Here is a 16,813-nt window from a genome sequence, read left to right as displayed (position 1 = left end):
GAAACCTGGTACCGCAAAGCCGCCGACGCCGGAAACACCGGCGCCATGCACGGCCTCGGACTCCTGCTGGCCAACACCGGCCGCACCAACGAGGCAGAAACCTGGTACCGCAAAGCCACCGACGCCGGAAACACCGACGCCATGAACAACCTCGGACTCCTGCTGGAGAACACCGGCCGCACCAACGAGGCAGAAACCTGGTACCGCAAAGCCACCGACGCCGGAAACACCGACGCCATGAACAACCTCGGACTCCTGCTGGCCAACACCGGGCGTGCGGCCGAGGCGCAACTCTGGTACCAGCGCGCCGCCAACACCCCCTGACGGCACATGACGGATGAGGGTTCAGAACCCTCCAAGCAGGAGCGCGGGGCACCGAAGCTGGGGGCCACCAGCCGTCCGCGGACGCCGTGTCACCAAATCTGGACGCTGTGGCCAAAGCCTGCGCCAACCTGCACTGCCGGAGATCGTCGTATCCCCATCGGGGGTCTGCCGGCCGCACCCGCGCGGCAGACCCCCGACTTTTACGCCCTGGATATGGAACAGCCACTGAACTTGCCGTTTAAGGTCCACCGTCGAACAGGGCTCGAACTTGTTCGGTGTTTCCCCAGTTCACCAATGTGTGAGGGGCCGCGGGCCGATCCTGTGCTGAGCGACAACGCAGCACGGAGGCCGGGATCGTGGGACTGGTCGAGCATGAGGTTCTACGAGACGCGTTCACGGTGGTGGCGGAGTTCCGGTCGGAGTTATACGCGTGCCTGACCGCGCGGAGCGACGCCCTGTTCGAGTTGTGCGACGCGCTGTTGTGCACCGACGGTCCGGTCCGCACCCTCGTGGACCTGGCGCTCGCTCCCGAGCATCGGCGCGGGCACGGGGCCTTGTACTCCGGGATCAACCACGGTCGGATCGACGTCGCCCGGCTGCGGCGAGCACTGGCCAGCGTCCCGCTTCCCCGAGCCGGCGACGGTCGGCTCGTGCTGGCGGTCGACGTCTCCCCGTGGCTGCGGCCGGACGCCGACACCTCCTCGGACCGCTCCTTCTGCCATACCTTCGGCCGGGGCCTGGGCAAGCACCAGATGGTGCCCGGCTGGCCGTACTCGATCGTCGCCGCCCTAGAAACCGGCCGCACCTCGTGGACCGCGCTGCTCGACGCAATCCGGCTGGAGCCTGGCGCCGACTTGGCCGCGGTCACCGCCGACCAAGTCAGAGACGTCGTCCAACGTCTCGTGGACGCCGGCCAGTGGCGCGACGGGGACCCGAAGATCTTGGTCGTGCTGGACGCGGGCTACGACGGGCCCCGCATCGCCCACCTCTTGGCCGACCTGCCCGTGCAGGTTCTGGGCAGGCTCCGCTCGGACCGGGTGATGCGTAAGCCCGTTCCGGTGCCGTGGATCTGCCCGCCGCAGGGCGGCCGCCCGCCCAAGCACGGCGGTGAATTCGTCTTCGGCCGACCCGAGACCTGGGGTGATCCAGACGCGGTCACCCTCACGGACACCGACAGGTATGGGACCGCGACGGCGCAAGCGTGGGACCGGCTGCATCCCCGGCTCACCCGCCGGGCGGCATGGGGCGATCACGAAGGGCCGCTGCCGATCATCGAGGGCACCGTGATCCGCCTGTCGGTCGAGAAACTGCCCAGCGGCGGTGTGAACAAGCCCGTCTGGCTGTGGTGGTCGGGCACCGGCGCCGATCCCCAGGACGTCGACCGCTGTTGGCAGGCGTTCCTTCGCCGGTTCGACGTGGAGCACACCTTCCGACTGCTCAAGCAGACTCTCGGCTGGACCCGGCCCAAACTGCGGGACTCGCAGGCCGCCGACCGCTGGACCTGGCTCGTCCTGGCCGCACACGCTCAGCTCCGCCTCGCCCGCCCGCTCGCACGGGATCTGCGTCGGCCGTGGGAGCGGCCGGCGGAACCGAACAGACTCACCCCTGCCCGAGTCCGTCGCGGGTTCAGGAACCTGCTGGCGAAGACGGGCACGCCAGCCCGTGCACCGAAACCGACCCGGCCCGGCCCCGGCCGGCCACTCGGATCGAAGAACCGACGGGCCGCCACCCGCTACGACGTCGGACGAGTCCTCGCCACCGGCGAGGCATACAGCCGCCCCGCACACCACAAGAAGGGGACGAAGCCGCGACGAACGGAATGAGCTGCAAGTCAGGTGCCACGGCGCAACCGTCTCTGGCAGGATCACCCCATGACGTTCTACAGAAAGGCCCATGCCGCGTAGACGGCCCGGGCGTGTCCGCGCCGAGCAGTGGCCGCGGCACCGGCTTACCTATCAACCCCCTATTGCTGGCCTGTCCCCGCCTGCTCTTGCCGAAGTTGCCAGGGTCGAGAGGAGCCGGAACTACCTGTGGCCTGGCGTCACAGCCGAGTCCGTGAGGATTTGGCGAGAGTTCGTGCGGGACCCGTACCGCAACCTCTGGAGTGAGTACGAGGACGGCGGCTGCGGTGTGTGGGAATGCTGCGGCAGCCCCTTCGAAGCACGGGAGTTCCTGGATGCCGTGATACACGGCATGTCCCGGCGCCGGGCTCGCGAGCTTCGATTCCTCGTAGAGCAACTCGACAACTCGTACTGAGCGAGTTCAGGCACGACGTTAAACGGCAAGCTGAATCCGCGGCGGACGCGGCCGGGGCGTCGGGCGTGGCGTCGGGATCTGTGCGGGCCGTCGGGTGATGATGGCGCCGTGCGACTTGATCACGTGTCCTATGCGGTGGCCCGCGACAGCTTCGTCTCGACCGTCCAGTGGATCGGATCGGCCCTCGGCGCCGGGTTCGTCGACGGGGGCGTGCACCCGCGATTCGGCACCCGCAATTTCATCCTCCCGCTGAGCGGCGGCACCTACGTCGAGGTCGTCACCACACTCGACCACCCCGCCGCCGACCGCGCACCCTTCGGCCAGGCAGTCGCGCGCCGCGCCGCCGAGGGCGGCGGCTGGCTCGGTTGGGTGGTCTCCGTCGACGATATCGCCCCGGTCGAGGCCCGCCTCGGCCGCACCTCGGCCGAGGGCCACCGTGTCCGCCCCGACGGGTTCGACCTGAGGTGGAAGCAGATCGGCCTGCTGGAACTGCTGGAGGACCCACAACTTCCCTACTTCCTGCAGTGGTTGGTCCCCACCGAGGAGCGCCCGAGCGCCGACCCGCGCACCTCCACCACCATCCACGGGGTCTCCATCGCCGGCGACGCCGCCTCCATCGCCGAATTCCTCGGCGAACCGGCCGACCACCCCCTCGACCAGATCGACGTCACCTGGGTCGAGGACGAGGAACCGGGCCTGGTCTCGGTCGAGTTCGCCACCGCCCACGGCCCGGTCACGATCTGACCCGGGCCCGACTGCCCCACGGGACCTGCCGGAGGAGCTGGGGCCGTCCCAGACCGCGCAGAAGCGGTTCTTGCGGTGGGCGGTCGATGGCACGTGGCAAAAGCTAGTTCTTCGCCGCGGCCTCGGCATTGCGCCAGACCGTCAGGTCGAGGGTGATGAAACCGGTCTCGTTCTTCCCGCCCGACCTGCCGCGGAAGGTCGCCAGCGTGATGTGGCCGGCCTTGCTCAGCACGCAGACCTGAGAACCGTCCGTGAGCTGGTCGAGGCCGATCTTCTCGGTGAAGCGGGTCACGGCGCGGCAGGTCTCCAGGGAACCCTTCTCGGAGTTGTTCAGCAGGACGATCTTGCCGTTCGCGGTACCGAACTTCTCGTCCCCGAACAGGGTGTCCCGGTAGTAGAAGAGGTCGCCGTGCCCGTAGAGCACCCCGGCGCCGGTCGGCTCCTCGGCCGGGCGCGGCGGGTTGTCGGCGAACATCAGCTGATGGTTCTGGGGCACGTCGATGCCCTGGTACGAGACCGGCTGCGGGTCGGGCCGCTTCTGCCCGGCGCTGCCGCCGCTCGACGCGCTGTCGCCCCCGTCCTTGTCGGAGCCGTCCGGCAGCAGGGACCCGATGACCGCGAGGCCGATGACCGCCGCCGCGATCGCCCCGACGACGATCAGACCCGTCCGCTTGGGGCGCGGCGCAGCGGGCCGACCGGGAACGAAGCCCTGGGGGTGGAACGGCGGCGGCGTGCCGTGGCCCGGAGCGTATGTGGGCTGCGTGTACGGGGGTTGGTTGTACTGCGGCTGCGGCTGCGGCTGCGGCTGCGCGTACGTGGGCTGCGCGTACGAGGGCTGCGCGTACGCGGGCTGCGTGTACGGGGGCGGCGTCGGGTATCCCGGCGGCACGGCCCCCGGAGCCCGCGGCGCGGGAGCTGCCTGCGCCGGGGCTGCCTGCGTCGGCGCGGCGGCCACACCGGTCGGCGTGTGGCCGGGTGCCGCAGGCGTGCCCGGGGCAGTGGCCGGGGGCTGCGGCGAGACCTCGGTCGGAGTCGGGGCGGCCGTCGGCGGCTGCGGCGGCGGGGTGGGCGCCGGCGCGGGGAGCTGCAGCCGCTCGGTGATGGAGCCGGCGACGGCCTGCGGCAGCCAGTCCTCGCCCTGGCGCAGCGGGGTCTTTGAGGCCGCGTTGCACAGCTCGATGACCTCGGTCAGGGTCGGGCGGTCGGCCGGGTCGCGGCTGAGGCAGCGGGTCACCACCGGCCGCAACTCCTCGGGCAGGGCGCTGAGGTCGGGGTCCTCGTGCACGATCCGGTAGAGCACCGCGTGCGAGGGCCCGTCGCCGAAGACGGACGCCCCGATCGCGGTGAAGGCCGCGATCTGCCCGAGGGCGAAGACGTCCGTGGCCGGGGTGACCGTACCGGCCGAGGCCTGTTCGGGCGCCATGAACGCGGGAGTGCCGACGCTGACACCGGTACTCGTGAGGGCGGTGGTGTCGGCGGCCCGGGCGATGCCGAAGTCGATGACGCGCGGTCCGTCGGAGGCGAGCAGCACGTTGGCGGGCTTCAGGTCCCGGTGGACGATGCCCGCGCCGTGGATGACGTGCAGCGCCTCGGCGACCCCGACGGTCAGCAGCAGCACGCTGCGCACCGGCAGCGCGCCGTGCCGGGCCACGGCGTGGGCGAGCGAGGGGCCGGGTACGTAGGCCGTGGCCAGCCAGGGCTGGGAGCCCTCGGTGTCCGAGTCGATGACCGGTGCCGTGTAGAGCCCCTGGACCCGCTCCGCGGCCCGCACCTCCTGCTGGAAGCGCCGCCGGAACTCGGGGTCCTCGCTGAACTCGGGCCGGATCACCTTGATGGCGATGGGCCGGCCGCCCGGCGTGTAGGAGAGGTAGACCTTCCCCATGCCGCCCGAGCCCAGAACGGCCGCCAGGCGGTAGCCGCCGACGACGGCCGGGTCGTCAGCCTTGAGCGGCTGGAAGAAGTCGGCGGAAGGTGCACTGCCCATGGGATCCATCTCTGATTGCGGCGGTTCAGCACCTGCCGGCGCCCCGAAGTCAACCGAGAGCGTACCCAATGCCCGGACCGCGCCCGCCCCGGACCGCCGGGCCGGCGTCGGCAGTTGGTGCGCCGAGCCGCGCCGCGGCGTCGCGGGTCCCGGCGGACGCCGCTCGGGCGGATCGGCCGCTACCAGCCGAAGCGGCGGTTGACCACGGCCGCGAACTCCTCGAACGTCAGCACGCGGTCGCCGTTCTGATCGGCCGCGTCGAACAGCGCCGAGGATTCGTGGGTGTCCCCGACGCCCCAGAAGGGGATCGCTCCCTGCGCCGCGAGGGTCGGACCTTTGGAGCGCAGGGCGCCGATGACCTCGGCGCGGGTCAGGGTGCCGTCCTGATCGAGGTCGAGGGCGTCGAACAGGCGCCGGGCCTTCTCACTCATCACGTGTTCCTCTCAGCGGTACACGCACCGCCTCCCGGGCGGGGCGTCCTGTACGGGAGGACGCCGAAAGGCCCTGCCGGGTTGCCCCGCCGCGTGCCGGATTCAAAGGGACGGTTCGGCTCCGGGGCACCGGTACGCATCGCGGGGCACCGGGTGCGCATCACCACGTGGCGTGCAGGGCCTGCGGTGAGCGGTGGATCAGCGTGGGCCGCATCTGCGGCGGTGGACGGTCCCGGTCCAGTCGTAGATCCGGCATCCGGCGGATGAACAGATCAAGAGTCAAACGGAGTTGTTCACGGGCCAGTCGGGAACCGGGGCAGCCGTGCGGGCCGTGCCCGAAGGCGACGTGCTGCCGGTTCCCGGGCCGGGTGATGTCGAACTCCGCCGCTCGCTCGTATCGTTCCTCGTCGCGGTTGGCCGAGCCGTACGCCACCAGCACGGTGGCACCCGCGGGCAGTTTCGTCCCGGCGAGCGTCACCGGCCGGGTGGTGGTCCGCCGGAAGGCCTGGATGGCGGTGTCGTGCCGGACGGCCTCCTCCACCGCCGCCGGGACCAGGGACGGATCGGCGCGGAGCATCCGCCACTGCCGCCCGTCGTCGTCTCCGAGCAGGTGCAGCAGCATGGTGCCGATGAGGGCGCTCGTGGTGAGGAATCCGGCGATCAGCAGGTTCTGCAGGCTCGTCACCAGTTCGTGGCGCTGTTCGAGGGTGAGCTCGGCGTCACCGGGTGCAAGGGCCGCCACCATGGTCGAGCACATGTCGTCCCGGGGCCGGGCGCGCCGGTCGCGGACGTACCCGTCCAGCAGGTGCTGGAGCGCGACCACGTCCTCGGCGGCAGCCACCTGCCCCTCCGGCGGCAGCGGCCGGAACAGCAGTTCCTCGGCCCGGTAGCCGCCCTGCACGGCCGCGGGCACGTCGGCAGGGTCCAGCCCGATCAGCCGTCCGACCACCATCCCGGGCAGCCGCCGGGCGTACGCCTCCACCAACTCCGCGGCCCCGTACCCCGTGAAGGCGTCCACCAACTCCTCCGCACACGCGCGGGCGTACGGCAGCAGCGCCGCCACCCGGGCGGCGGACAGCCCGCGGTTCAGCGGGGCCCGGTGCCGGCGGTGGGCCGGGCCGTCGCTGGACACGACGGTGGGGCGGGGACCGAACCCCCGCGGCAGGACACCGAGCGCCGCTTCCGACAGGGGGATGTCGGGCAGCAGCGAGTTGACCGAGGAGAAGTCCTCCGCGCGCAGCAGCACCTGTCGTACGTCCCGGTCGCGCGCCACGAGCCACGCATCGAACTCGGGCACGTACGTCAGACCGTCGGCCCGGCGGGCCCGGTCGTAGAGCGGATAGGGGTCGCGGTACAGCTCGTCACGCCGCGCCTGGGCGTCGTGCCACGTCACAGGGACCTCCGGATCACGGTCGGGACCGGGCGGGGGTCACCGTCGCGGGCGCCCTCCGGTGCGCCGGGTCATCCTGCCCGAAACCCTCCCGACCCGGTAGGGCGCCTGCTGGAGCGGAGCCGGAACCTGCGCGTCTGCCCGGCGCGCCTGAGCCCCCGAAATAATGCTCTGTACGGCAGATGGCGGACGGCGCTTGTGGAGCCGCCCGGGGATCAGCACGCTTGATCCATGACCACACCCGCCCCCGGTCCGGTGCGGCCTGCTGCGACGGTCCGGCCGGACGACGCGCGCCGGGCGCTGCTGGCGGGATCCGTCGGTAACTTCATCGAGTGGTACGAGTTCGGAATCTACGGCTACTTCGCCACCGTCATCGCGGCGCAGTTCTTCACTCCGGAGGGCGGCAGCGAGGTGGAGGGGCTCGTCAAGGCGTACGCGTCGTTCGCCCTGGCGTTCTTCTTCCGGCCGGTCGGAGCCGCGGTGTTCGGGCGGTTCGGTGACCGGGTGGGCCGCCGGCCCGCGCTCGTCCTGGTCGTCTGCCTCATGACCGGCGCCACGGCAACGATCGGCCTGCTGCCGACGTACGCCTCGATCGGCGCGGCCGCGCCGTGGCTCCTGACCCTGCTGCGGATCCTGCAAGGGCTCTCCGCGGGCGGGGAGTTCGGCGGGGCGGTCTCGGTCATGACGGAATGCGCGCCACCGGGCCGCCGGGGCCTGTACGGGGCCTGGCAATCGTTCACGGTCGCGCTCGGCCTGCTCGCGGGCGCCGGCGTGGCCGTGGTCCTGGCGAGCGTACTGACCGCATCGCAGCTGCACGGGTGGGGCTGGCGGGTGCCGTTCCTGCTAACCCTGCCGCTCGGGCTCGTCGCACTGCGACTGCGGCTGCGGCTGCCACCGGACGAGCCGCCCGCCCTCGCGGCGCCCGTCCCCGGGCCCGGAGGCCGGCCCCGCCCGCGTCCCGGGGAGACGGTCCGGGCCGTGGTGGCGGGAGTCGGTCGGATGATGGGCTGGTCGGCGGCCGGCTACACCTTCCTGGTGGTCCTGCCCTCCTACTTGCAGAGCACGCTCGGTACCACCTTCCAGCGGGCACTGCTCGGCACCGTCCTGGCGAACCTGGGGTTCGCCGCGTCGATCCTGCCCGCCGGCAGGCTGAGCGACCGGATCGGGCGGCGGACGGTGATGGTCACCGGGGCCCTGCTGGTGGCCGTGCTCGCACTCCCGCTGCTGCACCTGGTGCGGGACCCCGGAGGGCCGGCGTACGCGAAGGGGGCGGCGCTGTTCGCCGCAGGGGCAGGCGTCGGCCTGATGGCGGGTCCGGGACCGGCGATGCTGGCCGAGATGTTCCCGGCCGGGGTGCGCTGCACCGGGCTCGGGCTGGCGTACGCGCTGTCCAACGCCGTGTTCGCGGGCTGTGCAGGACTGATCATCACCGAGGTGGTCGAGCGGACCGGGAACGTCGACGTCCCCGGGTACTACGCCGCCGCCACCTGCGCGGTGAGCGTCGCCGCGCTGCTGACGCTGCGCGGCGACGACCACCGGAGGGCGCTGCGGTGAGCCGCCTGCGCGTGGTCGGCCTGATGTCCGGCACCTCGTACGACGCGATCGACGCGGCCGCCGCGGACCTCTCCCTCGACGGCGACACGCTGGTGCTCACGCCCCTGGGAATGATCAGCGAGGCCTACGACGACGATCTGCGGGCCGACCTGGCCGGGGCCCTGCCGCCCGCCGGGGCGGATCTGGCCACGGTCTGCCGGCTCGACACCCGCATCGGACGGGCCTTCGCCGCGGCGGCGGTGCGAGCGGACGAGGAGCTGTGCGGCGGGCGGGCCGACCTGGTGGCGTCCCACGGACAGACGGTCTTCCACTGGGCCGAGGACGGCCGGGTGCACGGCACGCTCCAGATCGGCGAGGCGGCCTGGATCGCCGAGGCGACCGGCCGGCCCGTCGTCTCCGGCTTCCGTACCCGGGACGTGGCAGCCGGGGGACAGGGGGCGCCGCTCGTCAGCATCGTCGACGTGATGTGGCTGCGGGGACGGCCCGGGGTAGCGGTCGCGCTCAACCTGGGCGGGATCGGGAACGTGACGGTCGTGCCGAGCGGGTCGGGCGGGTCGGGCGGGTCGGGCGGGTCGGAGGGGACCGGAGGCGAACCGCTCGCCTTCGACACCGGCCCCGCCAACGCGCTGATCGACGCGGCGGCCCGCGCGCTGGCGGGGCGCGACGCCTCGGGCGAGCCGTACGCGATGGACGCGGGCGGAGCTCTCGCCGCGCGGGGCGCGGTCCACCCGCCGCTGCTGCGAAGGCTGCTGGACGACCCCTACTACGCCCGTCCCGCGCCGAAGACGACGGGCAAGGAACTCTTCCACCTGCCCTACCTGCGCTCGGCGCTGGACTCGTGCGGGCCGCTGCCCGCCGAGGACGTCGTCGCCACGCTGACCCGGCTCACGGCCCGGACCGTCGCCGACGCGATCCGGCCCTTCGCGGCGACCGAGGTGATCGCGTCGGGCGGCGGGACGCGCAACCCGGTGCTGATGGACTGGCTGCGGGAGGAACTGGGCGGGATCGGCGGGGCCGGCGGGGCCGGCGGGTGCGTGGTGCGGTCCTCGGACGAACTCGGGCTGCCCGCGGGGGCCAAGGAGGCATACGCCTTCGCCGTGCTGGGCTGGCTCACCGCGCACGGTCTGCCGGGCACCGTCCCCTCGTGCACCGGCGCCCGGCACCCGAGCGTCCTCGGCTCGATCACGCCCGGCGGTCCGCGCCTGAGCCTGCCGCGGCCGCCGGCGACGGCGCCGGTCCGGCTCACCGTCGACGGCGGGCCCGGCCCGCTCCGGCCGGACCACGCGCGGTGATGCGGCCGGGCCGGTGGCGTCCGTCGCGTCCGCGGCGGCAGCAGCTCACCCGGCGGTCAGCGGCGGCCGGTGCTGCGCCCACGGCCGGACGGCCTCCAGCTGCGCCGCCACCCGCAGGACGCCCACCTCGTCGTCGCGGCGGCCGATCAGCTGCACGGCCAGCGGCAGCCCGTCCGCGCCGACGCCCGCCGGTACGGACGCGGCCGGGTGCCCGGTGACGTTCCACAGGGCGGTGTAGGCGACCATCGGGCGCGAGCGCACCATCGCCGTCAGCAGCCCGGCGCCGTCCAGCGCGCCCGCCGGGCGGGGCCGCTCGGCGATGACCGGGGTCAGCAGCAGGTCCATGGTGGTGAACATCCGGTCGGCGCGCTCCGCCAGCCGTTCGCCCGCCCTGATCCCGCGCTCCACGGCGGATGCGGGGACCAGCCGAGCCAGCGCGAGGGCCGTGCGGGTCCGCCGCTCCAGCAGGTCGGGGCGCTGCACCGCGGCGGCCTCCGCCCGGACGCCCCCGCAGAACTGGGCGACGAACGGGGCCGTCGCGTCGGGGTAGCGGGGGTCGACCTCCCGTACGTCGTGGCCCAGTTCGCGCAGCGCCCGTACGGTCTCCAGCAGGGCTTCGACGTGCGCCGGATGCGGGCGCACCCCGGGCACGGCGGACTTGGCCGAGTAGCCGATGCGCAGCCTGCCGGGCGGGGCCTCCAGAGCCCGTACCCAGCCGTTGGCCGCGGGGCCGGGGCCGGCGCTCCAGCGGTCGGTGGGGGTGGTGCCGGCGAGGACGTCGTACAGGAGGGCCGAGTCGCGCACGGTCCGGGTCAGCGGGCCGACGGTGCCGAGGGCGTACCAGAGGTGCGGGTTGGGGGCGGTGGAGACGCGGCCGCGCTGGGGTTTGAGGCCGAACAGGCCGCAGCAGGCGGCCGGGATGCGGATGGAACCACCGCCGTCCCCGCCGAGCGCCGCCGGGACCATGCCGGCCGCGACGGCGGCGGCACTGCCGCCGCTGGAGCCGCCGGGTGTGCGGGTGGTGTCCCACGGGTTGAGGGTGCGGCCGTACGCGGCGGATTCGGTGAAGGGCCACTGGCCGAACTCGGGCATCGCCGTCTTGCCGATGACGACGGCTCCGGCGGCGCGCAGGCGGCGTACGGCCTCGGAATCGGCGGAGACGGGGGTGCGGTTGGCGGCGCCGCCGAAGGTGGTGACCTGCCCGGCGACGTCCAGCTCGTCCTTGACGGCGACGGGCACGCCGTGGAGCGGACCGGTGGATTCCTGCGCGTCGCGGGCATCGGCCTCGGCGAGGGCCTGGTCGGCCAGGACGATGCGGAAAGCTCCGAGGTCCGGGTCGCTGCGGGCGATACGGCGCAGCGCGGCTTCGACGAGGGCGCGGGAGGTGGTCTTGCCGGCGCGGACCTGCTCGGCCTGCCGCTCGACCCCGAGGAACATCAACTCGGTGTCGTCCCGGTCCTGCTCCCTGCGCGCTGCGTCGTCGTCCCTGTCGATGGCCACCACGTGCCCCCTCACCCCTTACCTGCCGGTAACTCCGGCCAAGGCTGTCGCCCGGCGGCCCGCGCGTCAAGCGCACTGACCCGAAGTCGGCCTATGAGCAGCACCGTTGGATGCGCCCCGCGTCCGCCCGTCGGCGCCGCCAAGAGCCCCGCACCCACGGGATCGGTGGCGTCATCGCTGCCGGCGGACCACATGGGCGGTCGGCAAGCCCGTGTTGCGCGTCGCCGACGCATGAGAGGCCGCCCCGGGGCCGTCGCTTTCCTACGGAGCCGTCTCGACGGGCCGAAAGGCCTGCGGAGAGAACACCTGTGACCCCGTGAACGCGCCGACATGAGCGTGCAGCGCATGATCGGCCGGGCGGCGGGGGCGGCCGGGAACATTGCGCGTTGGTTGACCGTTCATCCATGTGTGGGGCGCGGGAAGGGGCTGTGTCCCCGGGCCCGACCACATGCTTGAGGGGAAGACCGTTCGGCTGAAGCCCCCCGGAGCCCTCCGCCGCGAGGCGGCCACCCTTCCCGCCCCACGCTCGTACCGCCCTGCCCGGCTCCCCCCGCCGGTCGGGGCGCGGCCCCGACCGGGCCCTTCCCCCCTGGGCCGGTCGGGGTCCCCTCTACTCGGCCGCGGGCAGTGCCCCGGGATCCTCGCCCTCCCAGCGCAGCAGGTCGCCCGGCTGGCATTCGAGCACCTCGCAGAGTGCGGCCAGCGTCGCGAAGCGCACTGCCTTGGCGCGGCCGTTCTTGAGCACCGCCAGGTTGGCGGGCGTGATCCCCACGCGGTCCGCGAGCTCGCCCACGGACATCTTCCGCCTGGCCAGCATCACGTCGATGTCGACGGCGATCGGCATCAGATGACCTCGTCCAGCTCGGCCTGCATCTGCGCGGCTTCGACGTCGCGCGCGACTGCCTGGGAGAGCAGCATCCGCAGCACCAGCACGATGAGCGCGACCCCCAGGATGGCCACCCCGACCCCACCCATGATGACGGTGACGCCCGGGTCCTCGCGTTGGCCCGGGGCGTTGACGGCGGTGACCGCGAACCATACGAGGGCGGCCGCCACGATCGCGCCGATCACACCGTTCACGTACCGGAAGGCGGCGTGGGAGAACACGGTTCCACGGCGCACCATCGCCACCAGTCGCCACACGCAGACCAGAGCGACCTGGGCCGATGCCATGCCCAGGATCGTGAGTATGCGCAGGGGGGTCAGTGGGAGCGACCCCTCCTTCTCGCCGGTGACCAACGCCCACACCATCGCGGCCTGTACGAGCACCGTCCCCGCGAGCACCACCACGAGCACGGTACGCAGCGCACCCACGGTCATTCTTCCCATGGCCCACCACCCCTTCATCAATCGATTTACGGTGGGAATCTATCGAATATCGATAGGCGTAGCAAGGGGCGGACGGCCGCGGAAGGCGGGCGTTTTTGTCCGCAGGGCAGAAGCCTTGCCCAGAGCGGCGACGTGCGGGGTAGCCTCCAGAAAGGGGTCGAGCTCCGGAAAAACTTTTCCGAAAGCGTGCGTTCGTAGTGCGCTGCACTCGGAATCGACCGGTACTCGCGGCCCCGCGGACACCATGGACCTGCCGTCGTCTGCGCACCGCGCACTCCCTGGAGGGACACACGTGAAGGACTCGAAGGACAGGCTGGAAGCACTGCGGGCCGAGATCGAGCGGCGCAATCCCGCGCAGCCCGAGTTCCACCAGGCGGTACGGGAGGTCCTGGAGACCTTGGCCCCCGTCTTCACCTCCCGGCCCGAGTACGCCGACCCGGCCGTGGCCCTGGTGGAGCGGCTCACCGAGCCCGAGCGGCAGATCCTCTTCCGTGTCCCGTGGCAGGACGACCGGGGCCGGGTTCATGTCAACCGCGGCTATCGCGTCGAGTTCAACAGCGCGCTCGGCCCGTACAAGGGGGGCTTGCGCTTCCACCCGTCGGTGGACATCGGCGTGGTGAAGTTCCTCGGCTTCGAGCAGATCTTCAAGAACGCCCTGACCGGCCTCGGCATCGGCGGCGGCAAGGGCGGCAGCGACTTCGACCCGCACGGCCGGTCGGACGCCGAGGTCATGCGGTTCTGCCAGTCCTTCATGACCGAGTTGCACCGGCACATCGGCGAGCACACCGACGTCCCCGCCGGCGACATCGGCGTCGGCGGCCGCGAGATCGGCTACCTCTTCGGCCAGTACCGGCGCATCACCAACCGCTGGGAGGCCGGCGTCCTGACCGGGAAGGGCCAGGGCTGGGGCGGTTCCGCGATCCGGCCGCAGGCGACCGGGTACGGCAGCGTGCTGTTCGCCGCCGAGATGCTGAAGGTCCGGGGCGAGTCGTTGGACGGGCTGACCGCGGTGGTCTCCGGCTCCGGCAACGTCGCCCTGTACACGATCGAGAAGCTCCAGCAGCTCGGCGCGAATGCGCTGACCTGCTCGGACTCCCAGGGCTACGTCGTCGACGACAAGGGCATCGACCTCGCACTGCTCCAGCAGATCAAGGAGGTCGAGCGGGGGCGCGTGAGCGACTACGCGGTTCGGCGCGGCTCCTCGGCGCGGTTCGTGCCCGGCGGCCGGGTCTGGGAGGTGCCGGCGGACATCGCCTTCCCCTCCGCCACGCAGAACGAACTGCACGCACAGGACGCCCGTACGCTCGTCGCCGGCGGGGTCAAGGCGGTCTCCGAGGGCGCCAACATGCCGACCACTCCCGAGGCCGTACGGATCCTGCAGGAGGCCGGGGTCGCGTTCGGGCCCGGCAAGGCCGCCAACGCGGGCGGTGTCGCGGTCAGCGCCCTGGAGATGAGCCAGAACGCCGGGCGGGTCGCCTGGAGCGCACAGCGGGTGGAGGACGAGCTCGCCGGCATCATGCGCTCGATCCACGACGTCGCGCACGAGACCGCGGAGCGGTACGGCGCGCCGGGGGACTACGTCACCGGCGCGAACATCGCCGGCTTCGAGCGGGTCGCGGACGCGATGCTGGCGCAGGGCGTCATCTGATCGGACGAGCGCGGCGCGGGGGCGGACCGGCCGACCGGTCCGCCCCCGCAGGCGCGCAGGAGGCTCCGGACAGGGGTCAGAACACGACGACCGTGAACGGGTTGTCCGCGTAGTTGCCCCTGAGGTCGTAGGTGTAGACCGTGACGGAGTCCGGGCCGCACACGCCGTTGGGGGTGGTGCTGAAGCTGCGGCGGTTGGAATTGGGCAGCTCGACGGAGACGACGCTGAACGCCAGGTTGACCTCTTCGCTGACGTTCACGCAGTACCGGCCGGTGTTGATGTGGCGTACCCAGTCGATGTTCTTCGCCCGCCTCAGCGCCCCGGAGGCGCTGACATCCGCGGCGGCCTGGACGTAGGGGGAGGTGATCGGCCTCGGGTCGGCCGCCGCGGCGGCGGTCGCGGGGACGGCGAGGGCCCCGGTCAGGGCGACGGCGACTGGCAGTGCGGGGATGAAACGGCGCATGACTGGTACTCCCGGCGAGGCGTCCTGCAGCGGGTTGCGGACGATCCATCCACACTCGACCGGCGCGCATCACGGTGCGGCCGCCACGCCGGTCCGGCATCGGCCAACCGGTGCGGAAGGTCACCCGGGTGGCCCGGCCGGTACGGCTGTAGGGGGGACCGGCCTCACCCGTCCGTCTGCATGTCCCGCCGGAAGTCACTGGATTCTTTATTCGTTTCAGATTCATGAAGAGAACCTTTCTTTCGAAGGTCAAACGGTGGATTCGATCTACGATCCATGCATCCCTTGCGCGGCCTTCCTCTGCACATGGACCACACAATGATTTCTGCAGTGCCGCGTCGACGTACCCTGCTCGCCACATCCACCGCCGCCGCCCTCGCACTGCTCGTGTCCGGCTGCGGCGCCGGCGGCACGGACGCCCACCGCATCAGGGTCGGCGTCTCCGGCGACTCCCCGGAATGGGACGTCCTCGCCAAGGAGGCCAAGAAGGAGGGCCTGGCCGTGGAGACGGTCGTCTTTGACGACTACTCGCTCCCCAACAAGGCCCTCAGCGCCGGTGACATCGAGCTCAACGCCTTCCAGCACCTGGTGTTCCTCGCCCAGTCGAACACCGAGAACAAGACCGGCATCGCCCCCATCGCGGCGACCACCGTGGTCCCCCTCGGCCTGTACTCCAAGAAGCACGAGCAGATCGCGGACCTTCCGGACCGGGCCGAGACAGCCCTCCCCAACGACCCCGCCAACCTACGCCTCCCGGGCCGTGCAGGACGAGGTCCGCCGCACCAGCAACGGCACCGCGCACCACGTCGAGCTGCCCGCCGCCGATCTCCAGGTCGAGGTCGCACGCATCCAGAAGCAGCCGGCACGATGACCGCCGCCGTGGAACTGCGCGACGTCGCCAAGGAGTTCCCGGGCGGATCGCGCGCCGTCGACGGCGTCAGCCTCTCCGTCGACGCGGGCACCGTCTTCGGGGTCGTCGGCCACAGCGGCGCGGGCAAGTCCAGCCTCCTGCGCCTGGTCAACGGCTTGGAGGAACCGACCTCCGGGAGTGTCCTGCTGAACGGCCAGGACCTCTCGTCCCTCGGTGAACGCCGCCTGCGCCCCTCCGGCGTGAGATCGGCATGATCTTCCAGCAGGGAACGACTCCGCGCCCGCCACCCGGGCCGCTTGATCACCCTGCCCGTCGCCGACGGCCGGCCCGGCCTGGAGGGCCTTTCGCAGCTCCTGCACGCCCACGGTGTCGACTTCACCCTCGTCCACGGAGGCGTGGGCGAGGTGCAGGGGCGCCCCCTGGGCAGCGTGACCCTGGAGCTGCGCGGCGAGGCCCGCGCCGTCGAAACCGTGGTCGCCGGACTCACCGCCGCCGATCGTGTGGAAGCGGGTGCCCGATGAAGGCGGAATGGAGCACGGACTGGAGCACGTTCTGGCCGAAGGTCCTCGACGCCACCGGCGAGACCGTCTACATGGTGCTCATCACCCTGGCGCTGTCGACGGCCGGCGGGCTGGCGGTGGGCCTCACCCTGTACGCGAGTCGAACCTGCTCTCCGTGGAACCCGGAGTGATCGAGGCCGCCCGCTCCATGGGCGCGAGCCCGCTGCGGATCCTGCTCACGGTGCTGGTTCCGGAGGCGCTGGGCCCCTTGGTCCTCGGCCTGACGTTCATGCTGGTTGCACTGATCGACTTCTCCGCGGTGGCCGGCACGGTCGGCGGCGGAGGCGTCGGCAACCTGGCGATGACCTACGGCTACCTGCGCTTCGACACCTCGGTGATGGTGATGACGGTGCTCGACCTGATCGCCCTGGTGCAGTCGGCGCAGCTGCTCGGCAACGTGGTGTCCCGCAAGGTGCTCCGCCGCTGACCGAAGGCGACGGGCGACGGGCGTGTGAGCCGCGGCCGGA

17 protein-coding genes are annotated in these 16,813 nt (G+C 72.2%); 10 read left to right on the top strand and 7 right to left on the bottom strand.

Features of this window, described 5'->3' with window-relative positions:
• The 3 genes from IE257_RS19090 to IE257_RS19080 all read left to right on the top strand — a co-directional run.
• On the top strand, nucleotides 1–324 hold a 324-nt coding region (locus IE257_RS19090; protein ID WP_189970095.1), incomplete at its 5' end, for a tetratricopeptide repeat protein.
• Between the two features lie 356 nt (nucleotides 325–680).
• Entirely contained in the window at nucleotides 681–2,147 is a 1,467-nt protein-coding gene (locus tag IE257_RS19085) for an NF041680 family putative transposase (protein WP_189970093.1), read from the top strand.
• A gap of 541 nt (nucleotides 2,148–2,688) precedes the next feature.
• On the top strand, nucleotides 2,689–3,324 hold the full coding sequence (locus IE257_RS19080; protein ID WP_189970091.1) for a VOC family protein: 636 nt from the start codon (nucleotides 2,689–2,691) through the stop codon (nucleotides 3,322–3,324).
• 103 nt (nucleotides 3,325–3,427) lie between these two features.
• On the opposite strand, the gene IE257_RS19075 is transcribed toward IE257_RS19080, so the two are convergent.
• The 3 genes from IE257_RS19075 to IE257_RS19065 all read right to left on the bottom strand — a co-directional run bounded on the left by IE257_RS19075 (nucleotide 3,428) and on the right by IE257_RS19065 (nucleotide 7,132).
• On the bottom strand, nucleotides 3,428–5,308 hold the full coding sequence (locus IE257_RS19075) for a serine/threonine-protein kinase (protein WP_372453073.1): 1,881 nt from the start codon (nucleotides 5,306–5,308) through the stop codon (nucleotides 3,428–3,430).
• 179 nt (nucleotides 5,309–5,487) lie between these two features.
• Nucleotides 5,488–5,739, bottom strand: coding sequence for an EF-hand domain-containing protein (locus tag IE257_RS19070; RefSeq protein ID WP_030387800.1), 252 nt, complete (start codon nucleotides 5,737–5,739; stop codon nucleotides 5,488–5,490).
• Between the two features lie 160 nt (nucleotides 5,740–5,899).
• Nucleotides 5,900–7,132 (bottom strand): cytochrome P450, encoded by a 1,233-nt coding sequence (locus IE257_RS19065; RefSeq protein WP_189970087.1) that lies wholly within the window; start codon nucleotides 7,130–7,132, stop codon nucleotides 5,900–5,902.
• A gap of 228 nt (nucleotides 7,133–7,360) precedes the next feature.
• Here IE257_RS19065 and IE257_RS19060 point away from each other — a divergent pair, with 228 nt between their 5' ends.
• Entirely contained in the window at nucleotides 7,361–8,683 is a 1,323-nt protein-coding gene (locus IE257_RS19060; protein ID WP_189970085.1) for an MFS transporter, read from the top strand.
• Nucleotides 8,684–8,688: 5 nt separating this feature from the next.
• Nucleotides 8,689–9,975, top strand: a complete 1,287-nt coding sequence (locus tag IE257_RS19055) for an anhydro-N-acetylmuramic acid kinase (RefSeq protein WP_189970226.1) — start codon at nucleotides 8,689–8,691, stop codon at nucleotides 9,973–9,975.
• A gap of 45 nt (nucleotides 9,976–10,020) precedes the next feature.
• Here IE257_RS19055 and IE257_RS19050 read toward each other — a convergent pair whose 3' ends face one another.
• The 3 genes from IE257_RS19050 to IE257_RS19040 form a co-directional block, all read right to left on the bottom strand.
• Entirely contained in the window at nucleotides 10,021–11,475 is a 1,455-nt protein-coding gene (locus IE257_RS19050; RefSeq protein ID WP_229920494.1) for an amidase, read from the bottom strand.
• Nucleotides 11,476–12,085: 610 nt separating this feature from the next.
• Entirely contained in the window at nucleotides 12,086–12,319 is a 234-nt protein-coding gene (locus IE257_RS19045) for a helix-turn-helix domain-containing protein (RefSeq protein WP_189970082.1), read from the bottom strand.
• Entirely contained in the window at nucleotides 12,319–12,804 is a 486-nt protein-coding gene (locus tag IE257_RS19040; protein ID WP_189970081.1) for a DUF2975 domain-containing protein, read from the bottom strand. Before IE257_RS19040 ends, IE257_RS19045 begins: the two co-directional genes overlap by 1 nt.
• Before the next feature lie 292 nt (nucleotides 12,805–13,096).
• Between IE257_RS19040 and gdhA the strand changes: the two genes are divergently transcribed.
• Nucleotides 13,097–14,452 carry an NADP-specific glutamate dehydrogenase gene (gene gdhA / locus IE257_RS19035; RefSeq protein WP_229920493.1) on the top strand — a complete coding sequence of 452 codons (1,356 nt, stop codon included), beginning with the start codon at nucleotides 13,097–13,099 and terminating at the stop codon, nucleotides 14,450–14,452.
• A gap of 76 nt (nucleotides 14,453–14,528) precedes the next feature.
• Here gdhA and IE257_RS19030 read toward each other — a convergent pair whose 3' ends face one another.
• Complete coding sequence (locus IE257_RS19030) at nucleotides 14,529–14,915, bottom strand: hypothetical protein (RefSeq protein ID WP_189970077.1); 387 nt, start codon at nucleotides 14,913–14,915, stop codon at nucleotides 14,529–14,531.
• Nucleotides 14,916–15,245: 330 nt separating this feature from the next.
• Between IE257_RS19030 and IE257_RS38485 the strand changes: the two genes are divergently transcribed.
• The 4 genes from IE257_RS38485 to IE257_RS19010 are packed head-to-tail and all read left to right on the top strand — an operon-like array spanning nucleotide 15,246 to nucleotide 16,773.
• Nucleotides 15,246–16,040 carry a MetQ/NlpA family ABC transporter substrate-binding protein gene (locus IE257_RS38485; RefSeq protein WP_229920492.1) on the top strand — a complete coding sequence of 265 codons (795 nt, stop codon included), beginning with the start codon at nucleotides 15,246–15,248 and terminating at the stop codon, nucleotides 16,038–16,040.
• Between the two features lie 42 nt (nucleotides 16,041–16,082).
• Nucleotides 16,083–16,307 (top strand): NIL domain-containing protein, encoded by a 225-nt coding sequence (locus IE257_RS19015; protein WP_189970221.1) that lies wholly within the window; start codon nucleotides 16,083–16,085, stop codon nucleotides 16,305–16,307.
• A complete protein-coding gene (locus IE257_RS38480) occupies nucleotides 16,304–16,477 on the top strand; it encodes an ABC transporter permease family protein (protein WP_229920491.1) in 174 nt (57 codons plus the stop codon). Before IE257_RS19015 ends, IE257_RS38480 begins: the two co-directional genes overlap by 4 nt.
• Nucleotides 16,462–16,773 carry an ABC transporter permease subunit gene (locus IE257_RS19010; protein ID WP_229920490.1) on the top strand — a complete coding sequence of 104 codons (312 nt, stop codon included), beginning with the start codon at nucleotides 16,462–16,464 and terminating at the stop codon, nucleotides 16,771–16,773. The genes IE257_RS38480 and IE257_RS19010 overlap by 16 nt, the downstream gene beginning before the upstream one ends.
• The last annotated feature ends 40 nt before the right edge of the window (nucleotides 16,774–16,813 follow it).

This window comes from Streptomyces avidinii, assembly GCF_014650695.1.
Lineage (GTDB): Bacteria > Actinomycetota > Actinomycetes > Streptomycetales > Streptomycetaceae > Streptomyces > Streptomyces avidinii.
Note: the sequence above shows the minus strand (reverse complement) of the source record. Positions and strands in the feature narration are given on the sequence as shown.